This is a genomic window from Bacillus sp. FSL M8-0049 (assembly GCF_038593355.1).
GTDB classification, from domain to species: Bacteria; Bacillota; Bacilli; order Bacillales; family Bacillaceae; genus Bacillus; species Bacillus safensis.
This window is the reverse complement of the sequence record NZ_CP151986.1, coordinates 2,732,916-2,753,598: the sequence shown is the minus strand read 5'-3', so window position 1 is coordinate 2,753,598 and position 20,683 is coordinate 2,732,916. Positions and strand designations below refer to the sequence as shown.

The window sequence follows — 20,683 nt, the reverse complement described above, 5'->3', positions numbered from 1 at the left end:
GATGGGGATAAAGAAGCGGTGTTTTTATATTACGCAATGCACGAGCTTCACTACTCCCCATCTGAACTCCTGGAATTATACGAATCCCCAAGACCGTTCAAAGCATTCCTTTTCGGACTCATCAGCTACAAGCTAGACATGCTAGAAAAAGAAGCAAAGAAAGGAGGTAAATAATTGGCGAAACTTACAGCACGATTTGAATTAGAAGACCGGGTGTCGAAGAAGTTATTACGCATTCAAAAACGATTTCAAACGTTTGAGAAGCAGCTCAAACCATTCAGAAAACCAGTGAAAATAAGTCTGGAAATGGATGAAAAGAAATTAAGAAACCTCACGTTATCATTGCGGAAAGTTTCAGTATTTTCTATGAGGCTGGATCAGGGAATCTATCGGGATCTAAAAGCATTAAAAAATCAGTTAAACCTAATACCGGATCATCTGGTCATATCCTTTCAAGCGAAGGGGCTGGATGTCATTAAATCCAGCATAGATCGTTTGAAACAAATGGGGACAAGTCCCATTATGCTGACGTTTAAACTAAACGATCAATTGTCAGCGAAAATGTCATCGATCAAAAAATCAATTCTTCAGCTCATCAACAGAACGTACTATATGAGATTAAACATGGTTGACCAAGCCACCGCTGCAATTCAACGAATCAAAAAGACACTCAAAAGCTTGACGATGTCCAAACACGAAATCAGAGTGTCTGTTCAAGACAATGCAAAAAGTAAGCTGAAAAAACGAGATCAGGCAGAGTCTGTTGTGAAAGAAAAGAAAGTAAAAAAGCAACCTAATGCAACTGCTGCTACAAAAACGAATGAAAACAAACAGAACTGGTTGGGGAATTTGGGAAATAAGGCACTAAAAGAAATTGAAAAATATGCAGGTGACGTTACCGATAAGCTGAAGGAAAAATTGAGTCCTAGAAAATTTTGGGATGAGAAGGCGCTACCTTGGATTGAAACAAAAATCGACGAATACAAGCAAGAAGTGATCGGACGAATTAGTGAGAAGATTAAAATCAATCCTGAGGATTATTTAGATAAATGGGTTAACAAAGGATTAGATTGGATCCTTGGTCCGAAAAATCAAACGAATGACTCGGGTGGATCTAATAATAATGCTTCATCAGGGCAACCGGGTAACCAGAACTCAGACCAAACGCAAAATGAAAAAGGTTTATTTAGAGTAAGCTGCTGTTCTTGTTGTGCAAAAGGTTTAAATCCAACGGGAACTGCCCGAACAGATAATAGAAATGGACCCAAAAACCAACCGAATAATCCAACGGGAACTTCAAGGGTGGAAAAGAATAGAAAGCTCCCAACTAAATTAGGTGGTCTAACCAAAAAAATACCAGGTGTTATGGCTATCGCAGGGCTCGCTGGGATGCTCAAAGATACCGATAAGCTAAAAGGCTTAGGAGATACATTTAAAAATTTAGGTAAAGGAGCAGGTAAGCTATTAAAAAAGGTACCAATTCTTGGGCCCTTGCTTAGTGCAACAGAATTAATCGGCACAACAAAAGAAAATGTAGGCGAAAAAGTAGGAGGATTCGGCGGGGGCGTCGCTGGTGGTATGGGTGGTGCCGCGATAGGAACAATGATTGCACCAGGTATTGGCACAGCAATTGGCGGAATCTTAGGTAGTATTTTAGGCGAAAGCTTAGGAAAATGGATCGGTAAAATGTTTGATGATGGAACCTTGAAGAAAAAATGGGATGACATTGTCAAAGGTGCTGAAAATGCAGTTAAGTGGATTAAAGAAATCTGGAACAAAGTTTCGAGCTGGATCAATAATAATGTTTTAATTCCTATTACAACGTTCTTCGGTGAGACATGGAATTGGATCACTGAAAAATGGGGACAGCTTTCTTCTTGGTTCATGGAAAAAGTTTGGCTGCCTATTTATAATTTTTCAGTCCCGATTATCAATTTTGTAGTTGGTGTATTTGATGTTGCTTGGACAATTATCAAAAATATTTGGGCAGTAGCATCTAAATGGTTCATGGATTATGTTTGGGAACCATTTGGCCAATATGCGATAGAAGCAATTGGCTGGGTATGGAATAAACTTGTTGACACATGGAATTGGATTCAGGAAACATGGGGTGTATTCTCTGAATGGTTTTTAACAAATGTTTGGGACCCATTTGGTCAATATGCGATAGAAGCAATTGGCTGGGTATGGAATAAACTTGTTGAAACGTGGAACTGGATTCAGGAGACATGGAGTGTATTCTCTGAATGGTTTAATGAATACGTTTGGACGCCTTTTAAAACATATGCAATACCTGCAATTATGTTTATATGGAATCTGTTTCAAAATACATGGAACTGGATTCAAGAAAAATGGGGTGCATTCTCTGAGTGGTTTAATGAATACGTTTGGACACCGTTTAAAACTTATGCCCTGCCAGCCATTACTTTTGTGTGGAATTTGTTTCAAAATACATGGAGCTGGATTAAAACTACCTGGGAGAAAGTTTCAACTTGGTTTGATGAAAATGTATGGCAACCCTATCAAAAATATGCCAAGCCAGCAATTGAATTCGTGTGGGAAAAATTTAATGAAGCATGGGAAACGATCAAGGGTATCTGGAAAAAAGTGAGTTCATGGTTCGAAGAGAAAGTATTTAATCCTTTGAAAGAGCATGCTGAAACTTTAAAGAAAACATGGGAAGGTATCTTTGGCGTTGTAGGAAATGTATTTGATACGGCTAAAAAAATTGGTGGGAAATTTCTTAATATCTTTATTAAAAAAGGTGAAGAAAAAACAGGTTTGAAACCGTCTGAGAAAGCAGCAAATAACGCCACAGGCGGCTATATCACCCAGCCAACCTTATCATGGGTCGGTGAAGCTGGTAACGAATTTGTCATTCCAACTCAAAATAACCGAGGGCGCGGTAAGATGCTGCTTGCACAGGCTGCTTCTCAACTTGGAATGTCTGTTGTCCCGAGCGGAGCGGCAGGAAATCCAGTGTCAAGCTCCCCAGCACCTACAACTCTAACATCTTCTGTAGGTTCAATGAGCGGAGGCGGATCAGTCTCGATGAATGCGAACATTCAAGCCTCTAGCATTGGCGAGCAATTTAATAACGATTTTGAACAAGGGTTAAACCGTAAAGTCATCTCTCTTGATCAATGGAAACAAAAGAATATTCAGCAGCCTTTTGGTCAATTGACATCAGACTCAGGTAAGTATGGTCAGCAAACGGTTTCTGCCTTTGCAAATGGTCAGCAGATGACACCAACAGGAACAGATAGCTTCTTGCAAAGTCGTGTAAAAGCACCATACCAACAAGTGATGACGGCATCACCAACTTGGGGTTCTGGAACGGTTAGTGGTTTTGCGGCAGGGCAAAATGCCACATCAGTTGGTACTAGCCAATACGTAGATCAGCACATCAAACAACCATTCCTGCAAGCAAAACAAGAATCACCAGGCTGGGGTTCTGGAATGATTGACGCCTTTAACAGCGGCATTCGTTCCAAAGGAAGCGAAGTCACGCAAGCAGCCAAAGAAATGGCGAAGAAAGTAGAGCAGGCGTTTAGAGAGGAATTAGACATTCATTCCCCTTCACGCGTCATGATGAGTCTTGGGAAATTTGCGTCAATCGGTGTTGTCAAAGGGCTTGACTCAGTTGATGTGAAAAAATTTGCTGAAAATCAGGCTGGTTCATTAATCGGTGCCTTCAGCGGTATGGGAGCTTCAGGGCTTAATATTAAACAATGGCTCATGGCGGCTATCATGGCAACTGGTACATCAATGAGCTGGCTTCCAGGTCTGATGACCATCGCGCAGCATGAGTCACGTGGAAATCCGAGAGCGATCAACTTATGGGATTCCAACGCCAAAAAGGGAACCCCTTCTAAAGGCTTAATGCAAACCATTGGAACGACGTTTAACGCCAATAAAGGCAAAGGCATGAATGACATTTGGAACCCAATTCATAATGCCGTAGCAGCTATTAACTACATTAAGGGAAGATATGGAACAGTCTTCAACACGCCGGGATTACGAAGTATGAGAAGAGGCGGACCTTATAAAGGCTATGCAAATGGCGGATTGATTACTCAAGAGCAGGTGGCTAGAGTCGGTGAAGGAAATAAACGCGAATGGATCATTCCAGAGGAAAGAGGCATTCGCGGAAGGTATTTATTGACGCAGGCAGCCAAGGCACTTGGGATGCAAGTATATGATCCATCAAATGCATCTGCTCCTTTACCGGAAGCACAGATGCAGCAAGTTACCTCAGCTCAGTCTACTGGCAGTACAACTTCGCCAGGTAATAAACAGATTACGATTCAATTCAATGGAGATCAGCATTTCCATAATGGACAAGATCAGCAATCGCTAGTCGAAAAAATTAAACAAATGCTTGTAGATGAACTAGAAGTAGAGATTCATACAGGAACGAAGGGGGTCGTAATTGATGGGTAAATCAGTGTATCAATTGTGGATTTCCCAAGGAAAGGACAAGTTGCGATTCCCTGTCCTTCCATCCGAACTCGAAATCACAAATAACGTACAAAATGAAACGGTAAAGGTCGCCTCTTTTGGAGAACTGACCTTTATTGACGTACCATCGGCTAAACAAGTATCATTCACCTCATTATTTCCTAAGAAATATTCGCCGATTGCTGAATATAAAAGCATTCCATCACCAGAGAATGCTATCGCGAAAATTGAACGAATGATGCGTTCAAAGAAATCCGTGCGGTTGATTGTAACTGGAACAAAAATCAATATGACGTGCAGCATTGAAAGCTTCACCCACAAGGAAGGGTCATATGATATTGGAGATCGTGAATTTACGATCGAGTTAAAGGAATACAAAACTGCATCTCCTAGGAAAATAAAACGTAAGAAAAAAGCAAAACAAACGAAAAAGAAACGACCTTCAAAAACACCACCAAAAATGTACACCGTCAAAAAAGGGGATACGCTATGGGCCATTTCTGGCAGGTTTTATGGCGACAGTACAAAATGGCGGCGTATTTGGAATGCCAATAAATTAGCGATGATTAAACGTAGCAGACGCAATATTAAGCAGCCGGGGCATTGGATTTTCCCTGGACAAAGGTTGAAAATACCACAATAGGGGGGCTGGCATTGATCGAGCTTTTTGCCATCAGAAGCGGCACCATGTATGAGCTTGTCACAGAGAGTGTGACACTTCAGGGGCAAAGGTATCAAGCCCCTCGCTCAATTCAGGCAAATATTATCACAAAACAAGGCAGTCAAACATATTACCGTGTCTCGGAAGGGGACACGGTTCTTTTTAAATGGAAAGGAAAAGAGCTGTTTAGAGGCATTGTTTTTTCGCGGACGCCGGTTGAAGGAAAGCTGACGTTTACTGCATACGATATGCTCCAATATTTGGTGAAAAACCAAGATGTCTATGTTTTTTCAAATCAAAGAGCAGATCAAATCTTAAGGCGGATTGGAGCCGACTTTCAAATTCCAATGACTTCTATCTCCAATACAGGACATGTCATAAAATCACTAGTCTTTAAAAATGACACGAGCCTGTATGACATGATATTGAAAGCATTGAAAGAAACGAAGCGGCAAACAGGAAGAAACTATCAAATCTTTTCTGCTAAAGGCAAGATGGGGCTGAGAGCCTGGCCTGATCCAGAGGACGTCTGGGTCATTGAATCAGGCGTCAATCTCATCAGTTATCAATACAGCACCTCGATTGAAGAGACAGCCACTCGAGTCAAGATGCGTACGTCTGCTGATGAACAGGGGAAGAATAAGAAAAAAGGCAGTAAATCCGAGATTGTGGTGATTGAACAGGATAAAGCCGGTCAGAATAAATACGGTATTTTACAGCATGTTGAGACAGTCACAGGGCAAATCAACCAGCCGCAGCTGCAAAAAAGAGCCAAAGTACGGCTGGCAGAGAAAAAAGGCGTCAAACAAGAAGTCAAAAGCATACAAGCGTTAGGAATTCCAGAGCTGCAAAGCGGTCTCCCAATCTATTTGAAAATTCCTGAAATCAACGTGAAAAAAACTTACTGGATCGATCAAGACAAACATGAATTCAGTGGGGTGAAACACACCATGACCATTGATGTTGTTGAGAAAAATTCCATGCCAAAGGGTGATCAAGCGTGAGATTAAGTGAAGCGATTAAACGATTGGCAGTGAATGCAGTAGACGCAGAATCTCCAATTGATCTTGTCATCGGAGAAGTCACGGCAGTTTCCCCTCTGAGCATCCGATTAAATGAAAATCATAAGCTGATCATTCCAGAAGAATTACTGATTTGGCCGAAGCGCTTAAATAAGGGTGAGGATGATGAGCTGAAAAGGGGAGACAGTATTATGGTGCTTGCAATGGCAGGAGGCCAGTCCTTTTACATCATCGACAAATTGTAAGGGAGGTGATGAACGTGGCACTTTCACCAGAGGAAGAAATCGAGGAAACAGAAGAAGATGAAGAAGTCGAAACCTCGACGACGTATCGAATAGATTTTGAAACTGGCAGGCTGACAGGCGAAACCATTTCAGGCATCGAGGCAATTCGGCAATTCGTTTATATGACACTTAGGACAGAGCGGTATGCACATCCTATCTACAGCCACGACATTGGTACTGAAATTCAGGAGCTGTTGACGGATACAGAAGCCACGGATGAATACAAAGAAATGGAAATTCCAAGGCTGCTAGAGGAAGCACTGCTCGTTGACGAGCGGATTGACCATATTGAAGAGTTAGAGGTCACAAAGCAAAATGACTCATTTCATGTCAAACTAGCAATTGTCACAGATGAGGGCACATTAGAAATAGAGGAGGTGATGGAGGGCGATGTTTGAGGAACAAACGTACGAAGCATTAATGGAAAGAATGCTGGATAGACTGCCAGATGATATAGATAAAAGAGAAAACAGCGTCATTTGGAATGCCTTGGCACCTGCTGCCGCTGAATTGGCCCAGTCCTATATTTGGCTTGATCAAGTGTTTGAGCTGGTCTTTGCAGATACAGCACAAGGAGAGTTTCTAGATCGGCGGGCTGCTGAAGTAGGAATTGAAAGAAAACCAGCCACTAAAGCAGTTTGGTCAGCGGCCATTCAGCCAGAAAATATCAACATTCCAGCTGGTTCACGTTTTTTTATTGAAGACGTTTATTTCCAGTATTCGAAGGATGGCACGCTAGAATGCGAGACACCTGGTAAAGCCGGCAATGTTCAGTTAACAGATCAGCCGCTGCTGTCACTTGATACAATTCCAGGACTTGAATCGATTAAGATGAAAGAACTGGTGATACCAGGTCAAGAGGAGGAAGATGACGCTTCTTTATATGATCGATATTTAATACGTGCGAGGCGGGAGGCTGTCAGTGCCAACAGGGCGCATTATAAAAAATGGGCTGAAGAAGTGCCCGGTGTTGGCAGAGCGAAAGTGTTCCCGCTTTGGAACGGAGAAGGGACGGTCAAAATTGTCATCACAGATGGCAATCTAGATGTTGCATCAGACCTTCTTGTCAAAAGAGTACAGGAATATATCGACCCAGTGCCAGGTGAAGGAGAAGGACAAGCGCCTATAGGCTCAAAAGCAATCGTTGAAAGCGCCAAATGGCTGGATATCGACATAGAAGTGGCTGTCGAACTTCAAATGGACTGGACCCTTGAAGGAGCTCAGAAAGAAATAGAAGAAAAGGTCAAGACGCTGTTAAAATCAATCGCATTTGAAAAGAGTACCATTCGAATGTCTGCCTTAAATGATATTCTGTACCATTCAGAAAGTGTGTCAGATTATGCAGATGTGTTATTGAATGGGGAGTCGAAAAACTTAGTATTACAGGACATTGAGATTCCGCGTCTTAGGCAGGTGAAGGTTATTGAGCAAACAGGATGAAATGAAAAACTACTTGCCGCCATATTTTACAAAGATTTATGAAGTGGATCACCTGCTCAAGACAGAGGCACCGGAATTTGAGCAATTGGACGAATCCATTTTCGACTTAACGGATCAGTTCTTTCCTTTAACTGCGACATGGGGATTAAACAGATGGGAAAGAATGCTGAAGGTGCAGCGGGAATCAGATGATTCAATTGAACTGCGAAGGGCACGCTTACTCAATATGATGTCAAATATTCCGCCAATCACGTATCTTTCATTAGAGAAATCAGTCAATCGCTTTCTCAAGAATCCAAGTGCTGTCATCCGTCTCACAACCAATCGGTATCATTTCGCCTTACGTGTGAACTTAGATGATCTGCAAAACACGAGATATATTGTAGAAATACTTGAAACGTTAAAACCTGCACACTTGGCTTATACGTTCACAGCTTTTCATCATACCGACGTACATGAAAAAAATGATCATCACGGGAGGCTCACACTGCGCAGCAGAGTGGGTTTTTTCGATCATATCCCGATTTTACTCAATGGTGAATTTGTCTTAAATGGTACGTTTTATCTCAGCGGAACACGAGGTACAACGGATGTGCCTGCTCGTTTTCGGCATTCATTAAACATGAGAATGCGGCTTCAACATCAGTCAGAAACAGCATATCGCATGAACTATGTCATGACTGGAGCGGTACATGAAACGAAGCAAGGAGCGGCATTGACTTTACGCACAAAAAATCAGCTCCAGCATCAAACCAAGAAGAAGATGACGTTCCGTCTGCCAGTACATGTCCAAACTGAGCAGGGTGGAAGCTTACTGATCAAAGATCATTACTGGATTCTCGATGGATCTGTTCCGCTGGATGGATCAAAAATGCTAGCAGCAACTTCTAAAAAAATAGATTTATAAGGAGGATCACAATGGCTGATCAATTAACCGTAACAACACTGTATGCACGTCAACAAATGGCAAAGGCAAGAGCTGAAGGAACAAAACTCACAAAAGTCGTCAAAATGGCCTTTGGAAATGGGGGAACGAAGGATGGAAAACCGATCTCACTAGACGGCACTGAACAAAAACTCAAAAAAGAACTAGTCCAAAAAAATATTGATTCGTTTACCTTCATGGAACCAGCTAAAATCCGCTACACCTGCACGATCGCCGAAGGAGAACTGGCAGGAGAAGTGATCAACGAACTAGCACTTGTCGACGAAGACGGCAAATTCACCGCCATTCGCACCATGACAGACAAACAAAAAGACGGCGACATCGAATTTGTTTTTGAGATTGATGATATTTATTAATGGAGGGATTTAAATGGAAATAAATTCACCAAAAACATTTGAAACTAGTGACAAAGCTCATGCTGATTTATTCAATGAAATGGTCCAAACCTTGCTTGAAAACGACAATGGACTGTTAGAACAGCTTACGAGTCACACTCAGGATATGAACCTCCATGCATCTGAAGAAGAAAAGAAAAAATGGAATGACTCACAAATTTATAAAATAACTGCAGACAACGGTATGCAGCTTATCAATGTCTCAGCAGATTCAAAAATATTTGATGCGATTAAGGATAAAGGAACATGTACATTTTACGCAGCTCCTGGAGTAGAAGATTCTCCATCATCGTCAAATATATCACTGAGAGGCATGCAAATAGTAGGCCAAAATAACATAGGGGCAGGCTTTGCGGTAGATATAGCAGGGAAGGCATACAGCTTTTATTACAATCATGGGCATACGACTATTACTTGGACACCTCTTCCGAGTATAAACGATTTAAATAAATGGAATGAAGGGCAACTATCTAAGATAACTGCGGATAATGGAGGGGTGATTCTATCTGTTTCTGATGGTGAAGATTTACTCGAAAAGGTAGTTTCTTTAGGTCCAAGGCATGGAACATTTTATGTTACAGGTAAAGCATTAAACAGCCCAACAACAAGATCGTGTCGTGGTATGTATCATTTTACTTCTCAAGATAGTAATGGAAAAGGTACATTTGGATGGGTCATAGCAATAGATTATAACAATTACATGTATACAAACTATCTTGATTTAAATTTGGGGTGGCAAGGCTGGAAACGTGTTTTAACAAAGGAGGATATGGATAATACTTCTTTTGTTGATACGTATGATCTCGATAATTCTTCTGTATCAGCCGTTGAAAACGTTCCAACAAAACTGAATTTTGGTGATACAAGATCAGACGATCTAGGAGAGTATAATCGTTCGCGCGCTGAAATTACACTGAAAAACAATGGTCTGTATTTAATTAGGCTTTATCTTAATAGCAATAACATTCCTGTTGGATCAGATAGTATTTTGTCATGTTATGTGAATGGTACAGAATTTCAACGATTAGGTAACTGGAATCCTGTGGTCTCATCAAGTGTATGTGTATTATACCTTCAACAAAAGTTTAAAGCAGGAGACAAATTAACATTTTATATTACACCCAAAAACACTGGGAGAACCATTACGGTAAATAGAGCTTATGTTACCTTGTCACAGCTAAGATAGGATTATTTGAAAAAGAAAGTGTGTGAACAAATCGGAGGTAGCTGTCGTTCAAGATTTAGTGACACAAGGTCTATTTGCCGTTCACTTTTGCTGGATTCTGTTTTATGTGCTTAATACAACAAAGGAACGAGAACATAAGTTCAATGCATAACATCGCCTAATAATAATGGTTTTTTGAAAGGAGAAAAAGATCATAAAAACACCTCAACCTTTTAGTACGAGCGATAAGGCTCATGCAGATCTTTTTAACAATCTAGTGAAGATTTTGATTGAAAATGACCAAGAACTATTAGAACAATTCAATCTTCATACAGGAGATACAAATCCTCACGTCTCTGATTCAGAAAAGAAGAAATGGAATAAATCGCAGCTATATAAAATGACAAATGATAACGGGTCCCAATTGATTAATATCCCTGCTGGTGGCAGTATCTATGAGGAAATTAAAGCGCTAGGTGCCTGCTCATTCTATGCCCCAGGAGGTTCTGGAGTAGTTGATTCTCCTGCTGTTGGAAATGCTGCATTAAGAGGCTTTCAATTTGTAGGACAAAATAATATTGGAGTAGGAATTGCAATTGACACATCAGGCAATTCATTTTGTTTTTCTTATCATGTGAAAGACATTGGAATTAACTGGGTGCAGATGCCGACTCAAAATGAAAAAAACAAATGGGATGCAGGACAATTATCTAAAATCACTGCTGATGATGGAAAAGCTTTTGAAAGAATTAATGCAGATGATCCTAGCATTTTAGATAAGCTGTTAAAATTGCCGGGAGTTCACTCATGGTACATCCATGAAGCACATCCAGATCTTCCGACAAGAAGTTCCATGAGGGCTTTGTCTGTTTTTAGTGAAAATACCTACGGCTGGGTCATCGGTGCAAACAATACAGGAGATGTCTATATTAACCGTTCAACAACTGATGTAACAGGCACCCAACAAGAGTGGAGCGGTTGGAAGCGTCTCAATGACCATCACCTATTAAACTCAAAGGGATTAAGACTTTCAATGCCAATAGGTACTGATATCTTAACGCTACCATCCGGATTTTACTTTGCTGTTGGATCTAATGTTTTAAATATGCCTGTCGATAATGATTCTTCTTGGTTTAATATCGATATCTTAGAAACTGTAAATGGTAGAAAGACCATTCATGTCATCAGAAGTTTCGACAACACTCATTGGTTCGGGACTGTTCATACTGATGGAGTCTTTAAAGGATGGAAAAAATTAGTCACTGATGCTGATTTTGAAAATGTTAAGTGGCTAAATGTTACCTTGGGCAGCGGTTCTTCTATTGGAGATAGACCAGTTGAATATACTAGATGGGGAAATTTATTATTGTTGAGAGGTCACCTAAAAGCAAATAGAGAAGTTATCTGTGGAAGTATTCCAAGTACGGGCTTACCAGAGAAAGGTCTTGTGGTGTCAGTTCCCGTATCAGGTACAACGGGTCATAGTAAATTACTTATATATAAGACAGGAGAGCTAAAGCTAACTGGTTTACTGGCAGCGAATGAAAGTGCAGTAACTGGCTACTATTTAGACACGGTCGTCCCATTAAATTAAGGAAGAAGTGATAGTATGATACAAGTTTATGAGTACAACCATCAAAATGAATTGGTCAGACCTATCGAAGTGTTTGAGAGGGATGATGAAGGAAATTATATCATTCCAGATCAATGCACAACAATTGCTCCACCCAATAATCCTTCTTTTTATAAAGCAGCTTTTGATGTGGAAAAACAACAATGGTATGAATCAGCGACACAGGAATATATAGATAGCTTAAAACCAGCCCCACTCCCGCCAAGTGTTATAGATATTTTAAAGAAACAAAATGCCTTGTTATCTAAACAATTAACGCAGTTATTGGCTATGCAAGAAGGGGGGACTTCAAAATGATGTTTCCAACTGTAGCAGATATCAAACAATTTTGGGATTGGCAGTGTTACGGCCCAGAGGACATTGCATTTTATGTAAGCATCGGCTGGATCTCGGCAGATGACTATCGAGACATAACAGGAGACAAATACGAAGCCTAATGGCTTTATTTTTTTGTCGGAAAGAAGGTGATTCCAATGGAAGTAGATGTTGTTCAAAACTTAATGACACAAGGCCCATTTGCCGTTCTTTTTTGCTGGATTCTGTTCTATGTTCTCAACACAACAAAGGAAAGAGAAAACAAGCTCAATGAGCAAATCGAGGCGCAAAATGATGTGTTAGCAAAGTTTAGTGAGAAGTATGATGTCGTGATCGACAAGCTTGACAAAATTGAACGGAATTTAAAATAGGAGGTAAATATCATGAAAACATTCGACAAAGGCACTGTGATTCGCACAGTGCTTCTTTTTATTGCTCTGATCAATCAAACGCTTGTCATGTTTGGACAGACGGTGCTGCCGATTAGTGAGGAGCAAGTACAAACCGCAGGTGAGGCACTATATGTGGCAGGTTCTACAATTTTCACTATGGTCACAGCGGTAACAGCTTGGTTTAAAAACAATTATGTGACCTACAAAGGCAAATTACAAAAAGATGCTCTGAAACAAAGAGGGCTAACAAAATAATACTTGAAGGAGAAACAACATGGTGAAAATCATTCAAGCATTGATCCCAAAACAACATCGCAACAGACCAGGAAACACGATGAAGCCGCTCTATATTACGGTGCATAATACGTCAAACAGTGCAAAAGGTGCCAATGCGGCCAGTCATGCAGCATTTGTTGCACGTTCAAGTACCGGGGTGAGCTGGCATTACACCGTTGATGATCAGGTGATTTATCAGCATTTACCGTTAAACGAAAACGGCTGGCACGCAGGGGATGGCAGAGGCACCGGCAATATGAAATCAATTGGTATTGAAATTTGTGAAAATGCAGACGGCAGCTTTGAACAAGCAGTCGAAAATGCCCAATGGCTCATTCGAAAGCTGATGGGAGATTTCGGAATTCCTTTATCAAATGTAGTGCCTCATAAACATTGGAGCGGGAAAGAGTGTCCAAGGAAACTTCTCGGACGATGGGATCAGTTTAAAGCTGGAATAGCCACAGCACATACCGGCAGCAAAAGCACAAGAAAACCTGTTCAGGCAGAAAGCTTGAGCCAAAAAGCACCCATTTCCAAAAAGAAATCGTCAAATCTGCCATCTGGCATTTTAAAAGTCACCAAGCCCTTAACAAAAGGCCCTCAAGTCACTGCCGTGCAAAAAGCCTTATCTTCTCTCTATTTTTACCCAGACAAAGGGGCAAAAAACAACGGGATTGACGGCTATTATGGACCGAAAACGGCGAATGCGGTCAAGCGGTTCCAGCTCATGAACGGCTTAGCTGCAGACGGAATTTACGGACCGAAGACGAAGAACAAAATCGAACAATTACAGAAGAAATGATGATCTATAAAAAAAGCTATCAGCAAGTGAGGAAATGCTTCCTTGCTGATTGCTAACAAAAAATGACATCATTTGTGATATAATTGGCCATGAGAGGAGAGAAAAATGAAAAAAGAACTGCTCCAGATCATTTTGCTGTCAGTGCTGCTCATCTATTTCATTTATCACGGAATGACGAGCGACTTCCCTGTGTCCTATACAATCATTCTCATCCTAACTTATCTTTCTGTGATCACATACCGCATCATAAAGTTATGAAGAAAAAACAAAGAACAAACAGAACTGTAAGAGATATGTACATAAAAAAACCATCCTTGATTTTACAAGAATGGTTTTTCGTATGGAGCATAGCGGGATCGAACCGCTGACCTCTACGCTGCCAGCGTAGCGCTCTCCCAGCTGAGCTAATGCCCCGAGGTATGACGACATAATTTATTATAATCAATCCTCCTCTGAAATTCAAGCTGTAAAACGTAAACACATCGTCTATTTTTCCTTCTGCTCAATCGGAATATAGTCAAAAATTTCGCCAGAATGAACAGAATGCGCTAATCGTCTCAGCCAGTCATAATAGGCCTTTGAGCTTTCAAGCTGCTCAATGAGCTGCTGCGCTTCTTCTCTTACATGTTCCTCCAGCTGATCATCACGCGACACCTCTTGAAGCCGCTCTTGCGCTTCTTCAATTGCCGCTAAATTGACCTCGACCTCACGTTCCCATTTTTGCGGAAAGAAGTTCGTGAAAAACTTAAAAAAGTCTTTTTCCGCAACAAAGCTGTGTTTTCTTCGGCCACGGTGAAACGTCTTTTTGACAATATTCATGTCTTGCAGCTTTTTCACACCCGTGCTCATACTCGGTTTACTCATTTGCAGCTCTTCACGCATTTCATCCAGTGTCATTTCCTCATTTAAATACATCGTTCCATATAGAATACCTGCACTTCGTGTAATGCCATAGAGATCCATCGTTTCAGCTATGGAATCAATGACTAGATCTTTAGCAGCTAAAATACGATCTTCTGCTTGCGGTTTTTCCTGCTTTTTCATTTTGTCCCTGCTTTCTATTAAGAAAATTCAATCCGTTCAAAAAAATCTTTATGGACTATATGTTAACGAAAGAATACAAAATGTCAAAATAAATGAAGCATATCTCCCTTTGACAGAAAAATTTGAACATGATAAGTTAATTATGTTCAAAACGTTAAATTTTTATTTAACAAACTTACCAAAGAGAATCAGAGGAGGTCCCTTCTATGAGTCAAACACTATTTATAGACGGACAATGGGTTGGCGCTAAAAGTAGCGACACACGGGATATCATCAATCCGTTCAATCAAGAAGTGATCGCGACAGTCAGCGAAGGATCTAGAAATGACGCGCAGCTAGCCATTAAAGCAGCGAGAAAAGCCTTCGATCAAGGGGACTGGGCAAACCTGCCTGGACTTGAAAGAGGAAATATTGTGTTTAAGATAGCTGAATTGATTAGACGTGATCTTGATGAACTAGCCAAATTGGAATCGCTTGATACAGGCAAAACATTAGAGGAAAGCAAAGCAGATATGGACGATATTGCGAACGTGTTCCAATATTACGCAGGTCTGGCTGATAAAGATGGCGGGGAAATCATTGCATCGCCAATTCCAAACTCGAAAAGTGAATTAGTCAGAGAGCCTGTCGGTGTATGCGGACAAATCACTCCTTGGAACTATCCATTGCTTCAAGCAAGCTGGAAAATCGCACCTGCTCTTGCAGCGGGAAATACAATTGTTCTAAAGCCAAGTGAAATCACACCACTCACCACAATAAAAGTATTTAAACTCATGGAAGAAGCGGGCGTTCCAGCAGGCGTTGCAAACCTAGTGCTTGGACCTGGGGCAACCGTTGGGGATGAGCTTGCTGTAAATGATCAAGTAGATCTGATTTCATTTACAGGCGGTATTGAAACAGGGAAGAAAATTATGCAGGGAGCCAGCGGGAATGTGAAAAAAATAGCCCTTGAGCTTGGCGGAAAGAATCCGAATATTGTGTTTCAAGATGCTGATTTAGACGTAGCGGTTGACCAGGCAATGAATGCTGTGTTTTTCCATGCAGGGCAAGTGTGTTCAGCAGGTTCACGTTTGCTGGTGGAAGAATCCATTCATGATGAATTTTTAGAAGAACTGGTGAAGCGTACGAAAAAAATCAAGCTAGGCAACGGCTTTGATGAAGATACCCAGAGCGGGCCGCTCATCTCAGCTGAGCATCGAGAAAAAGTAGAAAAATACGTCAGCATCGGTTTAGAAGAAGGCGCTAAGTTAGAGACAGGCGGAAAAAGACCTGACGCAGAGGAGCTGCAAAATGGGTTCTTCTACTTGCCGACCATTTTCTCAGGCTGCACGTCAGATATGCGGATTGTACAGGAAGAAGTCTTTGGACCTGTCCTGACAGTCGAATCCTTCCGTACAGAGGAAGAAGTCATCAAGCTGGCAAATGATACGATTTATGGATTAGCAGGAGCTGTGTGGTCTTCTGATATCAGCAAGGCCGAAAGAGTGGCTCGACAATTAAGATTGGGCACGGTTTGGATCAATGACTTCCATCCTTATTTCGCTCAAGCACCTTGGGGTGGCTACAAGCAATCAGGCATTGGGCGCGAATTAGGACGCACGGGGCTTGAAGAATATACCGAACTGAAGCATTTATATCGAAATACAAAACCTGAAGCGGTTCATTGGTTTAAATAAAAATTAAGCATTTGGAGGAGATTCTTTATGACACTAAATATGAAAATTGAAAGCATGCAGAAATTCCACACATTTGAAATTCCAACTGTTATCAAACACGGCATTGGTGCAGTGAAACATGTTGGGGAAGAAGTAAAAGCATACGGCGTTTCAAAGGTATTGCTTGTAACAGACCCTGGTATTTATCAAGCCGGCGTGGTGGACCCAGTAATTGCTTCATTAAAAGAAGCACAAATCGATGTCGTTCTATTTGATAAAGTAGAGCCAAATCCGCCAGTCCGTCTAGTGAACGAAGGATCTGCTTTATATGAAAAAGAAGGCTGTAATGGATTAGTCGCAGTAGGCGGCGGCAGTTCAATGGATACAGCAAAGGCAATCGGAGTAGAGGCGACTCATGAAGGCTCAGTCCTTGATTACGAAGCGGCAGAGGGAAAAAAACCGCTAGAAAACAGAATCCCTCCTTTAACCACTATTCCGACAACAGCTGGTACAGGTTCAGAGGTAACGCAGTGGGCGGTCATTACTGATGAAGAAAGAGAATTCAAATTCAATACTGGTGGACCTCTCATTGCAGCTCATCTAACAGTAATTGATCCAGAGCTTCATGTGTCCATGCCGCCTCATGTGACAGCAATGACTGGAATTGACGCGCTTGCTCACGCGATTGAATGCTATACGATGAAATTTGCTCAGCCGATTACAGATGCGGTAGCGCTCATGGCAATTGAATATGCAGCTCATTATATTCGCCGTGCCTTTGCTGATGGCGAGGACTTAGAAGCCAGATATGGAATGGCACAAGCTGCGATGCTTGCCGGGCTTTCTTATGGAAGTGAATCAGCTGGAGCTGCACATGCGATGAGTCAAACACTCGGAGGTATTATTCCTGTCGCTCACGGTCAGTGTGTTGCAGCGATGATGGGACCAGTGATGGAGTATAACTGGAAAGGGTATCCGGAAAAATTCGCTCGAATTGCGCAAGCGTTTGGGATTGATACAAGCAGAATGACAACAGAGGAAGCAGCCAAAGCAGCTGTGAACTGGATGTATGATTTAGTAGAGGATTTAGAAGTTCCTTCATTAGAAGAACAAGGTGTATCAAAAGATATGATTGATCGTTTATCTAAAGAAGCAATGAAAGATCCGCAAACAGTTGGAAACCCAAGAGATTTAAACGAAAAAGCGTACAAATGGATTTATGCTCGCTGCTTTGAGTTAACACCTAAAACGGTGTAGCAATGAAAAAAGGCTCCCAAAAGGGAGTCTTTTTTATGCCTATAGTTGTTCTTTAATTTCTTTGATTTGATGAATATGGCGTTTTTCGTGTGCGCCGATAAAATCAAGGTATTGCTTAAGGGATAGCTCTTTAAACACAGGGTGTGCAATGACGCGTTTGAAATCTTCCTCAGTAAATGTTGATAAAATTTGATTGAGCTGCTCACGTGCAGTATCGAGCTCATCCTTTAAATGTGTAGGTGTTACATGCTTGCGTTCAGGCTCAACAATACTAGGCGCAGTGGCTTTTTTCGAACGGTCCTCTGCCATTTCTACCGGCTTTGGTTCATATTCTTTAATCGGTGCTTTTTTACCCTCAGCAGCTAGATGTTTTGCTGCAACTAAGTCCATTTTCTTTAAATGATCTGCTACCTCTTGAATACTCCAAGTATCATCAGATAATTTTTGGTTCAATTGCTCTTCGCTCAAACCTTGCAGCTCGTGCCACAATTCTTGTCTCGCTTCATGTAATATACTCATTTTCTCATCACCTCAAGATCAAATTTTAACATAATGGTACATGACAATCATTCTTGAGCTATCCGAAAATCCCTTTGAAGAATTGTGATGAAATATGAAACCTTTACAAAAGTGGTTCGTATTACCTGTTAGAAGGAATACATTGGAGGTGGGTGTGGTCTAAATGAAACAAAAGATGTTCATTTCATGAAGAAAGGATGAGGAAGATGGATGTGTTCGGGCTGCCTCTTCAGACGCTGTATTTATACATATTAATGATATCAGGAATCCTGACACTTGTTTTCGTCTTTTTCGGCGATGTATTTGATGGATTATTTGAAGCGATCCCTGTTCCATTCCTTCAACCAACATTGATCCTCGCATTTCTTACCTTTTTCTCGGCTGGAGGGTTTATCTCTGAAAAAACAGCAATTGTAGGAAGTGGGCTTGGCGCAGTATTATCTGCCATCCTCGCAGTGATTCTTGTGACCTGTTTAAATGTATTTGTATTAGTCCCGCTTTCCTCTGCTGAAGAATCTCTCTCTTATACGGAGGCCGATTTAAAAGGAAGAACTGGGGAGATCATTGTATCTGTTCCAAAAGACGGATTTGGAGAAGTGCTGTTAATCAGTAATAGCGGGAAAATCTCAAAGCCAGCTGTCAGTTTCGACCAAGAGGAGATTCCATATGGAACCCGTGTGCTAGTTGTCGAAGTGAACAAAGGCGTCTTATCTGTTATACCAAATGAAGAAATCTAGGAGGGAATGCTATGCCAGGAACAACTATTTTAGTGATCATTGGAATTGTGCTTGTGATTCTTATTGCACTTATTGGTGTATTTGTTTCTAAATACCGGACAGCAGGTCCAGATGAAGCATTAATCGTTACAGGAAGTTACCTAGGAAGTAAAAATGTCCACGTGGATGAAGGTGGAAACAAGATTAAGATTGTAAGAGGCGGCGGTACCTTTGTACTTCCAGTCTTTCAACAAGCAGAGCCGCTCAGCTTACTATCTAGCAAGCTAGATGTTTCAACACCTGAAGTCTATACCGAACAAGGTGTACCAGTCATGGCGGATGGAACGGCCATCATAAAAATTGGCGGATCGATTGAAGAAATCGCGACTGCTGCAGAGCAATTTTTAGGGAAAACAAAAGAAGACCGCGAAAACGAAGCGAGAGAAGTATTAGAAGGTCACCTTCGTTCCATCTTAGGATCAATGACAGTTGAAGAGATTTATAAAAACAGAGAGAAATTTTCTCAAGAAGTACAACGTGTCGCTTCTCAAGATTTAGCGAAAATGGGTCTTGTCATTGTATCGTTTACGATTAAAGATGTTCGTGATAAAAATGGCTATTTAGAATCTCTAGGTAAACCAAGAATTGCCCAAGTAAAACGCGATGCAGATATTGCAACAGCTGAAGCAGATAAAGAAACACGTATCAAACGTGCCGAAGCAGATAAAGATGCGAAGAAATCTGAGCTTGAGCGTGCTACTGAAATCGCTGAAGCAGAAAAGATCAATGAGCTGAAAAGAGCAGAATTTAGACGTGAACAGGATACGGCGAAAGCAAGTGCTGACCAAGCGTACGATCTAGAAACAGCTCGTAACCGTCAGCACGTAACTGAACAAGAAATGCAAGTCAAAATCATTGAGCGTCAGAAACAAATTGAATTAGAAGAAAAAGAGATTCAGCGTCGTGAACGTCAATACGATTCTGAAGTGAAAAAGAAAGCAGATGCGGACCGTTATGCTGTTGAGCAGTCGGCTGCTGCGGAAAAAGCGAAACGCCTTGCTGAAGCAGATGCGAAGAAATACAGCATTGAAGCAATGGCCAAAGCAGAAGCTGAGAAAGTTCGTATTGACGGACTTGCCAAAGCGGAAGCGGATCGTGCAAAAGGGGAAACAGAAGCGGAAGTCATTAGACTAAAAGGACTTGCAGAAGCGGAAGCGAAAGAGAAAATCGCTGAAGCATTCGAACAGTATGGTCAGGCAGCGATCCTTGATATGATTGTGAAAATGCTACCTGAATATGCGAAGCAAGTATCTGCACCACTTTCTAACATTGATAAAATTACTGTTGTGGATACGGGCGGTAACGGGGAAGGCAGCGGTGCCAATAAAGTTACAGGCTATGCCACAAACCTCATGTCCAGTCTGCAAGAAAGTCTGAAAGCATCCTCTGGAATAGATGTGAAAGAAATAATTGAGAACTTTTCCGGCAAAGGAAATGTGAAGCAAAGCATTCAAGAGCTGACAAACGAAATCAAACAGCCAAGAAAAAAAGAGATCGCTGATACTCAAATAGAAGAATAAAATCAATAGACACCTTCCAGCAGAAGGTGTCTATTTGTTATAGAAGAAGTTTTAACCATTGAAATACAGACCATTGAATTCTACGTAATAGGAATTTATGATAATGAAGATAGGGTGTAA

Annotated in this window: 23 protein-coding genes, 1 tRNA gene and 1 pseudogene; 22 read left to right on the top strand and 3 right to left on the bottom strand. The window is 41.3% G+C overall.

The features are described from left to right. Positions 1–36: 36 nt before the first annotated feature. The 18 genes and pseudogenes from NSU13_RS14285 to NSU13_RS14200 all read left to right on the top strand — a co-directional run bounded on the left by NSU13_RS14285 (position 37) and on the right by NSU13_RS14200 (position 14,050). Positions 37–174, top strand: a complete 138-nt coding sequence (locus tag NSU13_RS14285) for a hypothetical protein (protein ID WP_095357030.1) — start codon at positions 37–39, stop codon at positions 172–174. Continuing rightward, positions 175–4,443, top strand: a complete 4,269-nt coding sequence (locus NSU13_RS14280) for a transglycosylase SLT domain-containing protein (protein WP_342489583.1) — start codon at positions 175–177, stop codon at positions 4,441–4,443. It begins immediately after the preceding gene. Continuing rightward, positions 4,436–5,104, top strand: coding sequence for a LysM peptidoglycan-binding domain-containing protein (locus tag NSU13_RS14275; RefSeq protein WP_034282467.1), 669 nt, complete (start codon positions 4,436–4,438; stop codon positions 5,102–5,104). The genes NSU13_RS14280 and NSU13_RS14275 overlap by 8 nt, the downstream gene beginning before the upstream one ends. 11 nt (positions 5,105–5,115) lie before the next feature. After that, complete coding sequence (locus NSU13_RS14270) at positions 5,116–6,126, top strand: phage portal protein (protein ID WP_101676420.1); 1,011 nt, start codon at positions 5,116–5,118, stop codon at positions 6,124–6,126. Next, entirely contained in the window at positions 6,123–6,389 is a 267-nt protein-coding gene (locus NSU13_RS14265) for a DUF2577 family protein (RefSeq protein ID WP_024423253.1), read from the top strand. Before NSU13_RS14270 ends, NSU13_RS14265 begins: the two co-directional genes overlap by 4 nt. A 14-nt stretch (positions 6,390–6,403) precedes the next feature. Further along, a complete protein-coding gene (locus NSU13_RS14260) occupies positions 6,404–6,826 on the top strand; it encodes a DUF2634 domain-containing protein (RefSeq protein ID WP_041115871.1) in 423 nt (140 codons plus the stop codon). Further along, a complete protein-coding gene (locus tag NSU13_RS14255; protein ID WP_144496348.1) occupies positions 6,819–7,868 on the top strand; it encodes a baseplate J/gp47 family protein in 1,050 nt (349 codons plus the stop codon). The genes NSU13_RS14260 and NSU13_RS14255 overlap by 8 nt, the downstream gene beginning before the upstream one ends. Next, a complete protein-coding gene (locus NSU13_RS14250; RefSeq protein WP_268412772.1) occupies positions 7,852–8,775 on the top strand; it encodes a YmfQ family protein in 924 nt (307 codons plus the stop codon). The genes NSU13_RS14255 and NSU13_RS14250 overlap by 17 nt, the downstream gene beginning before the upstream one ends. A gap of 11 nt (positions 8,776–8,786) precedes the next feature. Beyond that, positions 8,787–9,170, top strand: coding sequence for a phage tail protein (locus tag NSU13_RS14245; protein WP_024423249.1), 384 nt, complete (start codon positions 8,787–8,789; stop codon positions 9,168–9,170). A 13-nt stretch (positions 9,171–9,183) separates the two neighbouring features. Next, on the top strand, positions 9,184–10,395 hold the full coding sequence (locus NSU13_RS14240; RefSeq protein WP_252049753.1) for a hypothetical protein: 1,212 nt from the start codon (positions 9,184–9,186) through the stop codon (positions 10,393–10,395). A 22-nt stretch (positions 10,396–10,417) separates the two neighbouring features. Further along, positions 10,418–10,528, top strand: a pseudogene (locus NSU13_RS14235) (BhlA/UviB family holin-like peptide); the annotation flags it as partial. Positions 10,529–10,651: 123 nt separating this feature from the next. Further along, on the top strand, positions 10,652–11,968 hold the full coding sequence (locus NSU13_RS14230) for a hypothetical protein (protein ID WP_252049752.1): 1,317 nt from the start codon (positions 10,652–10,654) through the stop codon (positions 11,966–11,968). Between the two features lie 15 nt (positions 11,969–11,983). Then, positions 11,984–12,304, top strand: a complete 321-nt coding sequence (locus tag NSU13_RS14225) for a hypothetical protein (RefSeq protein WP_101676415.1) — start codon at positions 11,984–11,986, stop codon at positions 12,302–12,304. Then, complete coding sequence (locus NSU13_RS14220; RefSeq protein WP_180951396.1) at positions 12,301–12,444, top strand: XkdX family protein; 144 nt, start codon at positions 12,301–12,303, stop codon at positions 12,442–12,444. The genes NSU13_RS14225 and NSU13_RS14220 overlap by 4 nt, the downstream gene beginning before the upstream one ends. Before the next feature lie 36 nt (positions 12,445–12,480). Next, entirely contained in the window at positions 12,481–12,693 is a 213-nt protein-coding gene (locus NSU13_RS14215) for a BhlA/UviB family holin-like peptide (RefSeq protein WP_017367922.1), read from the top strand. Positions 12,694–12,705: 12 nt separating this feature from the next. Beyond that, positions 12,706–12,969 (top strand): phage holin, encoded by a 264-nt coding sequence (locus tag NSU13_RS14210; RefSeq protein WP_046313431.1) that lies wholly within the window; start codon positions 12,706–12,708, stop codon positions 12,967–12,969. Positions 12,970–12,988: 19 nt separating this feature from the next. Further along, positions 12,989–13,792, top strand: coding sequence for an N-acetylmuramoyl-L-alanine amidase (locus NSU13_RS14205; RefSeq protein WP_252049750.1), 804 nt, complete (start codon positions 12,989–12,991; stop codon positions 13,790–13,792). Positions 13,793–13,897: 105 nt separating this feature from the next. After that, positions 13,898–14,050, top strand: a complete 153-nt coding sequence (locus tag NSU13_RS14200; protein ID WP_252049749.1) for a hypothetical protein — start codon at positions 13,898–13,900, stop codon at positions 14,048–14,050. Positions 14,051–14,133: 83 nt separating this feature from the next. Here NSU13_RS14200 and NSU13_RS14195 read toward each other — a convergent pair. Both NSU13_RS14195 and NSU13_RS14190 read right to left on the bottom strand, forming a co-directional pair. Then, a tRNA-Ala gene (locus NSU13_RS14195) sits at positions 14,134–14,206 on the bottom strand. Between the two features lie 72 nt (positions 14,207–14,278). Then, entirely contained in the window at positions 14,279–14,836 is a 558-nt protein-coding gene (locus NSU13_RS14190) for a GbsR/MarR family transcriptional regulator (protein WP_034284303.1), read from the bottom strand. A gap of 206 nt (positions 14,837–15,042) precedes the next feature. Here NSU13_RS14190 and betB point away from each other — a divergent pair, with 206 nt between their 5' ends. After that, the gene (gene betB / locus NSU13_RS14185) at positions 15,043–16,512 is read left to right on the top strand and encodes a betaine-aldehyde dehydrogenase (RefSeq protein ID WP_342489581.1); all 1,470 of its coding nucleotides are present in this window, start codon (positions 15,043–15,045) and stop codon (positions 16,510–16,512) included. Between the two features lie 27 nt (positions 16,513–16,539). Continuing rightward, positions 16,540–17,748 carry an iron-containing alcohol dehydrogenase gene (locus NSU13_RS14180; protein ID WP_025094230.1) on the top strand — a complete coding sequence of 403 codons (1,209 nt, stop codon included), beginning with the start codon at positions 16,540–16,542 and terminating at the stop codon, positions 17,746–17,748. Between the two features lie 39 nt (positions 17,749–17,787). Here the strand turns inward: NSU13_RS14180 and NSU13_RS14175 are convergent, their stop codons facing one another. Beyond that, positions 17,788–18,267, bottom strand: a complete 480-nt coding sequence (locus tag NSU13_RS14175; protein ID WP_024425883.1) for a DinB family protein — start codon at positions 18,265–18,267, stop codon at positions 17,788–17,790. A 206-nt stretch (positions 18,268–18,473) separates the two neighbouring features. Here NSU13_RS14175 and NSU13_RS14170 point away from each other — a divergent pair, with 206 nt between their 5' ends. Further along, on the top strand, positions 18,474–19,004 hold the full coding sequence (locus NSU13_RS14170) for a hypothetical protein (RefSeq protein ID WP_034284306.1): 531 nt from the start codon (positions 18,474–18,476) through the stop codon (positions 19,002–19,004). An 11-nt stretch (positions 19,005–19,015) separates the two neighbouring features. Then, entirely contained in the window at positions 19,016–20,563 is a 1,548-nt protein-coding gene (locus NSU13_RS14165) for a flotillin family protein (RefSeq protein ID WP_034284308.1), read from the top strand. Positions 20,564–20,683 lie beyond the last annotated feature (120 nt).

Bases quoted from the DNA above. Each gene is read 5' to 3' on its own strand.
- NSU13_RS14220 (WP_180951396.1), top strand. From the start codon at position 12,301: ATGATGTTTCCAACTGTAGCAGATATCAAACAATTTTGGGATTGGCAG.
- NSU13_RS14165 (WP_034284308.1), top strand. From the start codon at position 19,016: ATGCCAGGAACAACTATTTTAGTGATCATTGGAATTGTGCTTGTGATT.
- betB (WP_342489581.1), top strand. From the start codon at position 15,043: ATGAGTCAAACACTATTTATAGACGGACAATGGGTTGGCGCTAAAAGT.
- NSU13_RS14285 (WP_095357030.1), top strand. From the start codon at position 37: ATGCACGAGCTTCACTACTCCCCATCTGAACTCCTGGAATTATACGAA.
- NSU13_RS14215 (WP_017367922.1), top strand. From the start codon at position 12,481: ATGGAAGTAGATGTTGTTCAAAACTTAATGACACAAGGCCCATTTGCC.
- NSU13_RS14255 (WP_144496348.1), top strand. From the start codon at position 6,819: ATGTTTGAGGAACAAACGTACGAAGCATTAATGGAAAGAATGCTGGAT.
- NSU13_RS14190 (WP_034284303.1), bottom strand. From the start codon at position 14,836: ATGAAAAAGCAGGAAAAACCGCAAGCAGAAGATCGTATTTTAGCTGCT.
- NSU13_RS14225 (WP_101676415.1), top strand. From the start codon at position 11,984: ATGATACAAGTTTATGAGTACAACCATCAAAATGAATTGGTCAGACCT.
- NSU13_RS14170 (WP_034284306.1), top strand. From the start codon at position 18,474: ATGGATGTGTTCGGGCTGCCTCTTCAGACGCTGTATTTATACATATTA.
- NSU13_RS14240 (WP_252049753.1), top strand. From the start codon at position 9,184: ATGGAAATAAATTCACCAAAAACATTTGAAACTAGTGACAAAGCTCAT.
- NSU13_RS14180 (WP_025094230.1), top strand. From the start codon at position 16,540: ATGACACTAAATATGAAAATTGAAAGCATGCAGAAATTCCACACATTT.
- NSU13_RS14175 (WP_024425883.1), bottom strand. From the start codon at position 18,267: ATGAGTATATTACATGAAGCGAGACAAGAATTGTGGCACGAGCTGCAA.
- NSU13_RS14200 (WP_252049749.1), top strand. From the start codon at position 13,898: ATGAAAAAAGAACTGCTCCAGATCATTTTGCTGTCAGTGCTGCTCATC.
- NSU13_RS14210 (WP_046313431.1), top strand. From the start codon at position 12,706: ATGAAAACATTCGACAAAGGCACTGTGATTCGCACAGTGCTTCTTTTT.
- NSU13_RS14275 (WP_034282467.1), top strand. From the start codon at position 4,436: ATGGGTAAATCAGTGTATCAATTGTGGATTTCCCAAGGAAAGGACAAG.
- NSU13_RS14245 (WP_024423249.1), top strand. From the start codon at position 8,787: ATGGCTGATCAATTAACCGTAACAACACTGTATGCACGTCAACAAATG.
- NSU13_RS14205 (WP_252049750.1), top strand. From the start codon at position 12,989: ATGGTGAAAATCATTCAAGCATTGATCCCAAAACAACATCGCAACAGA.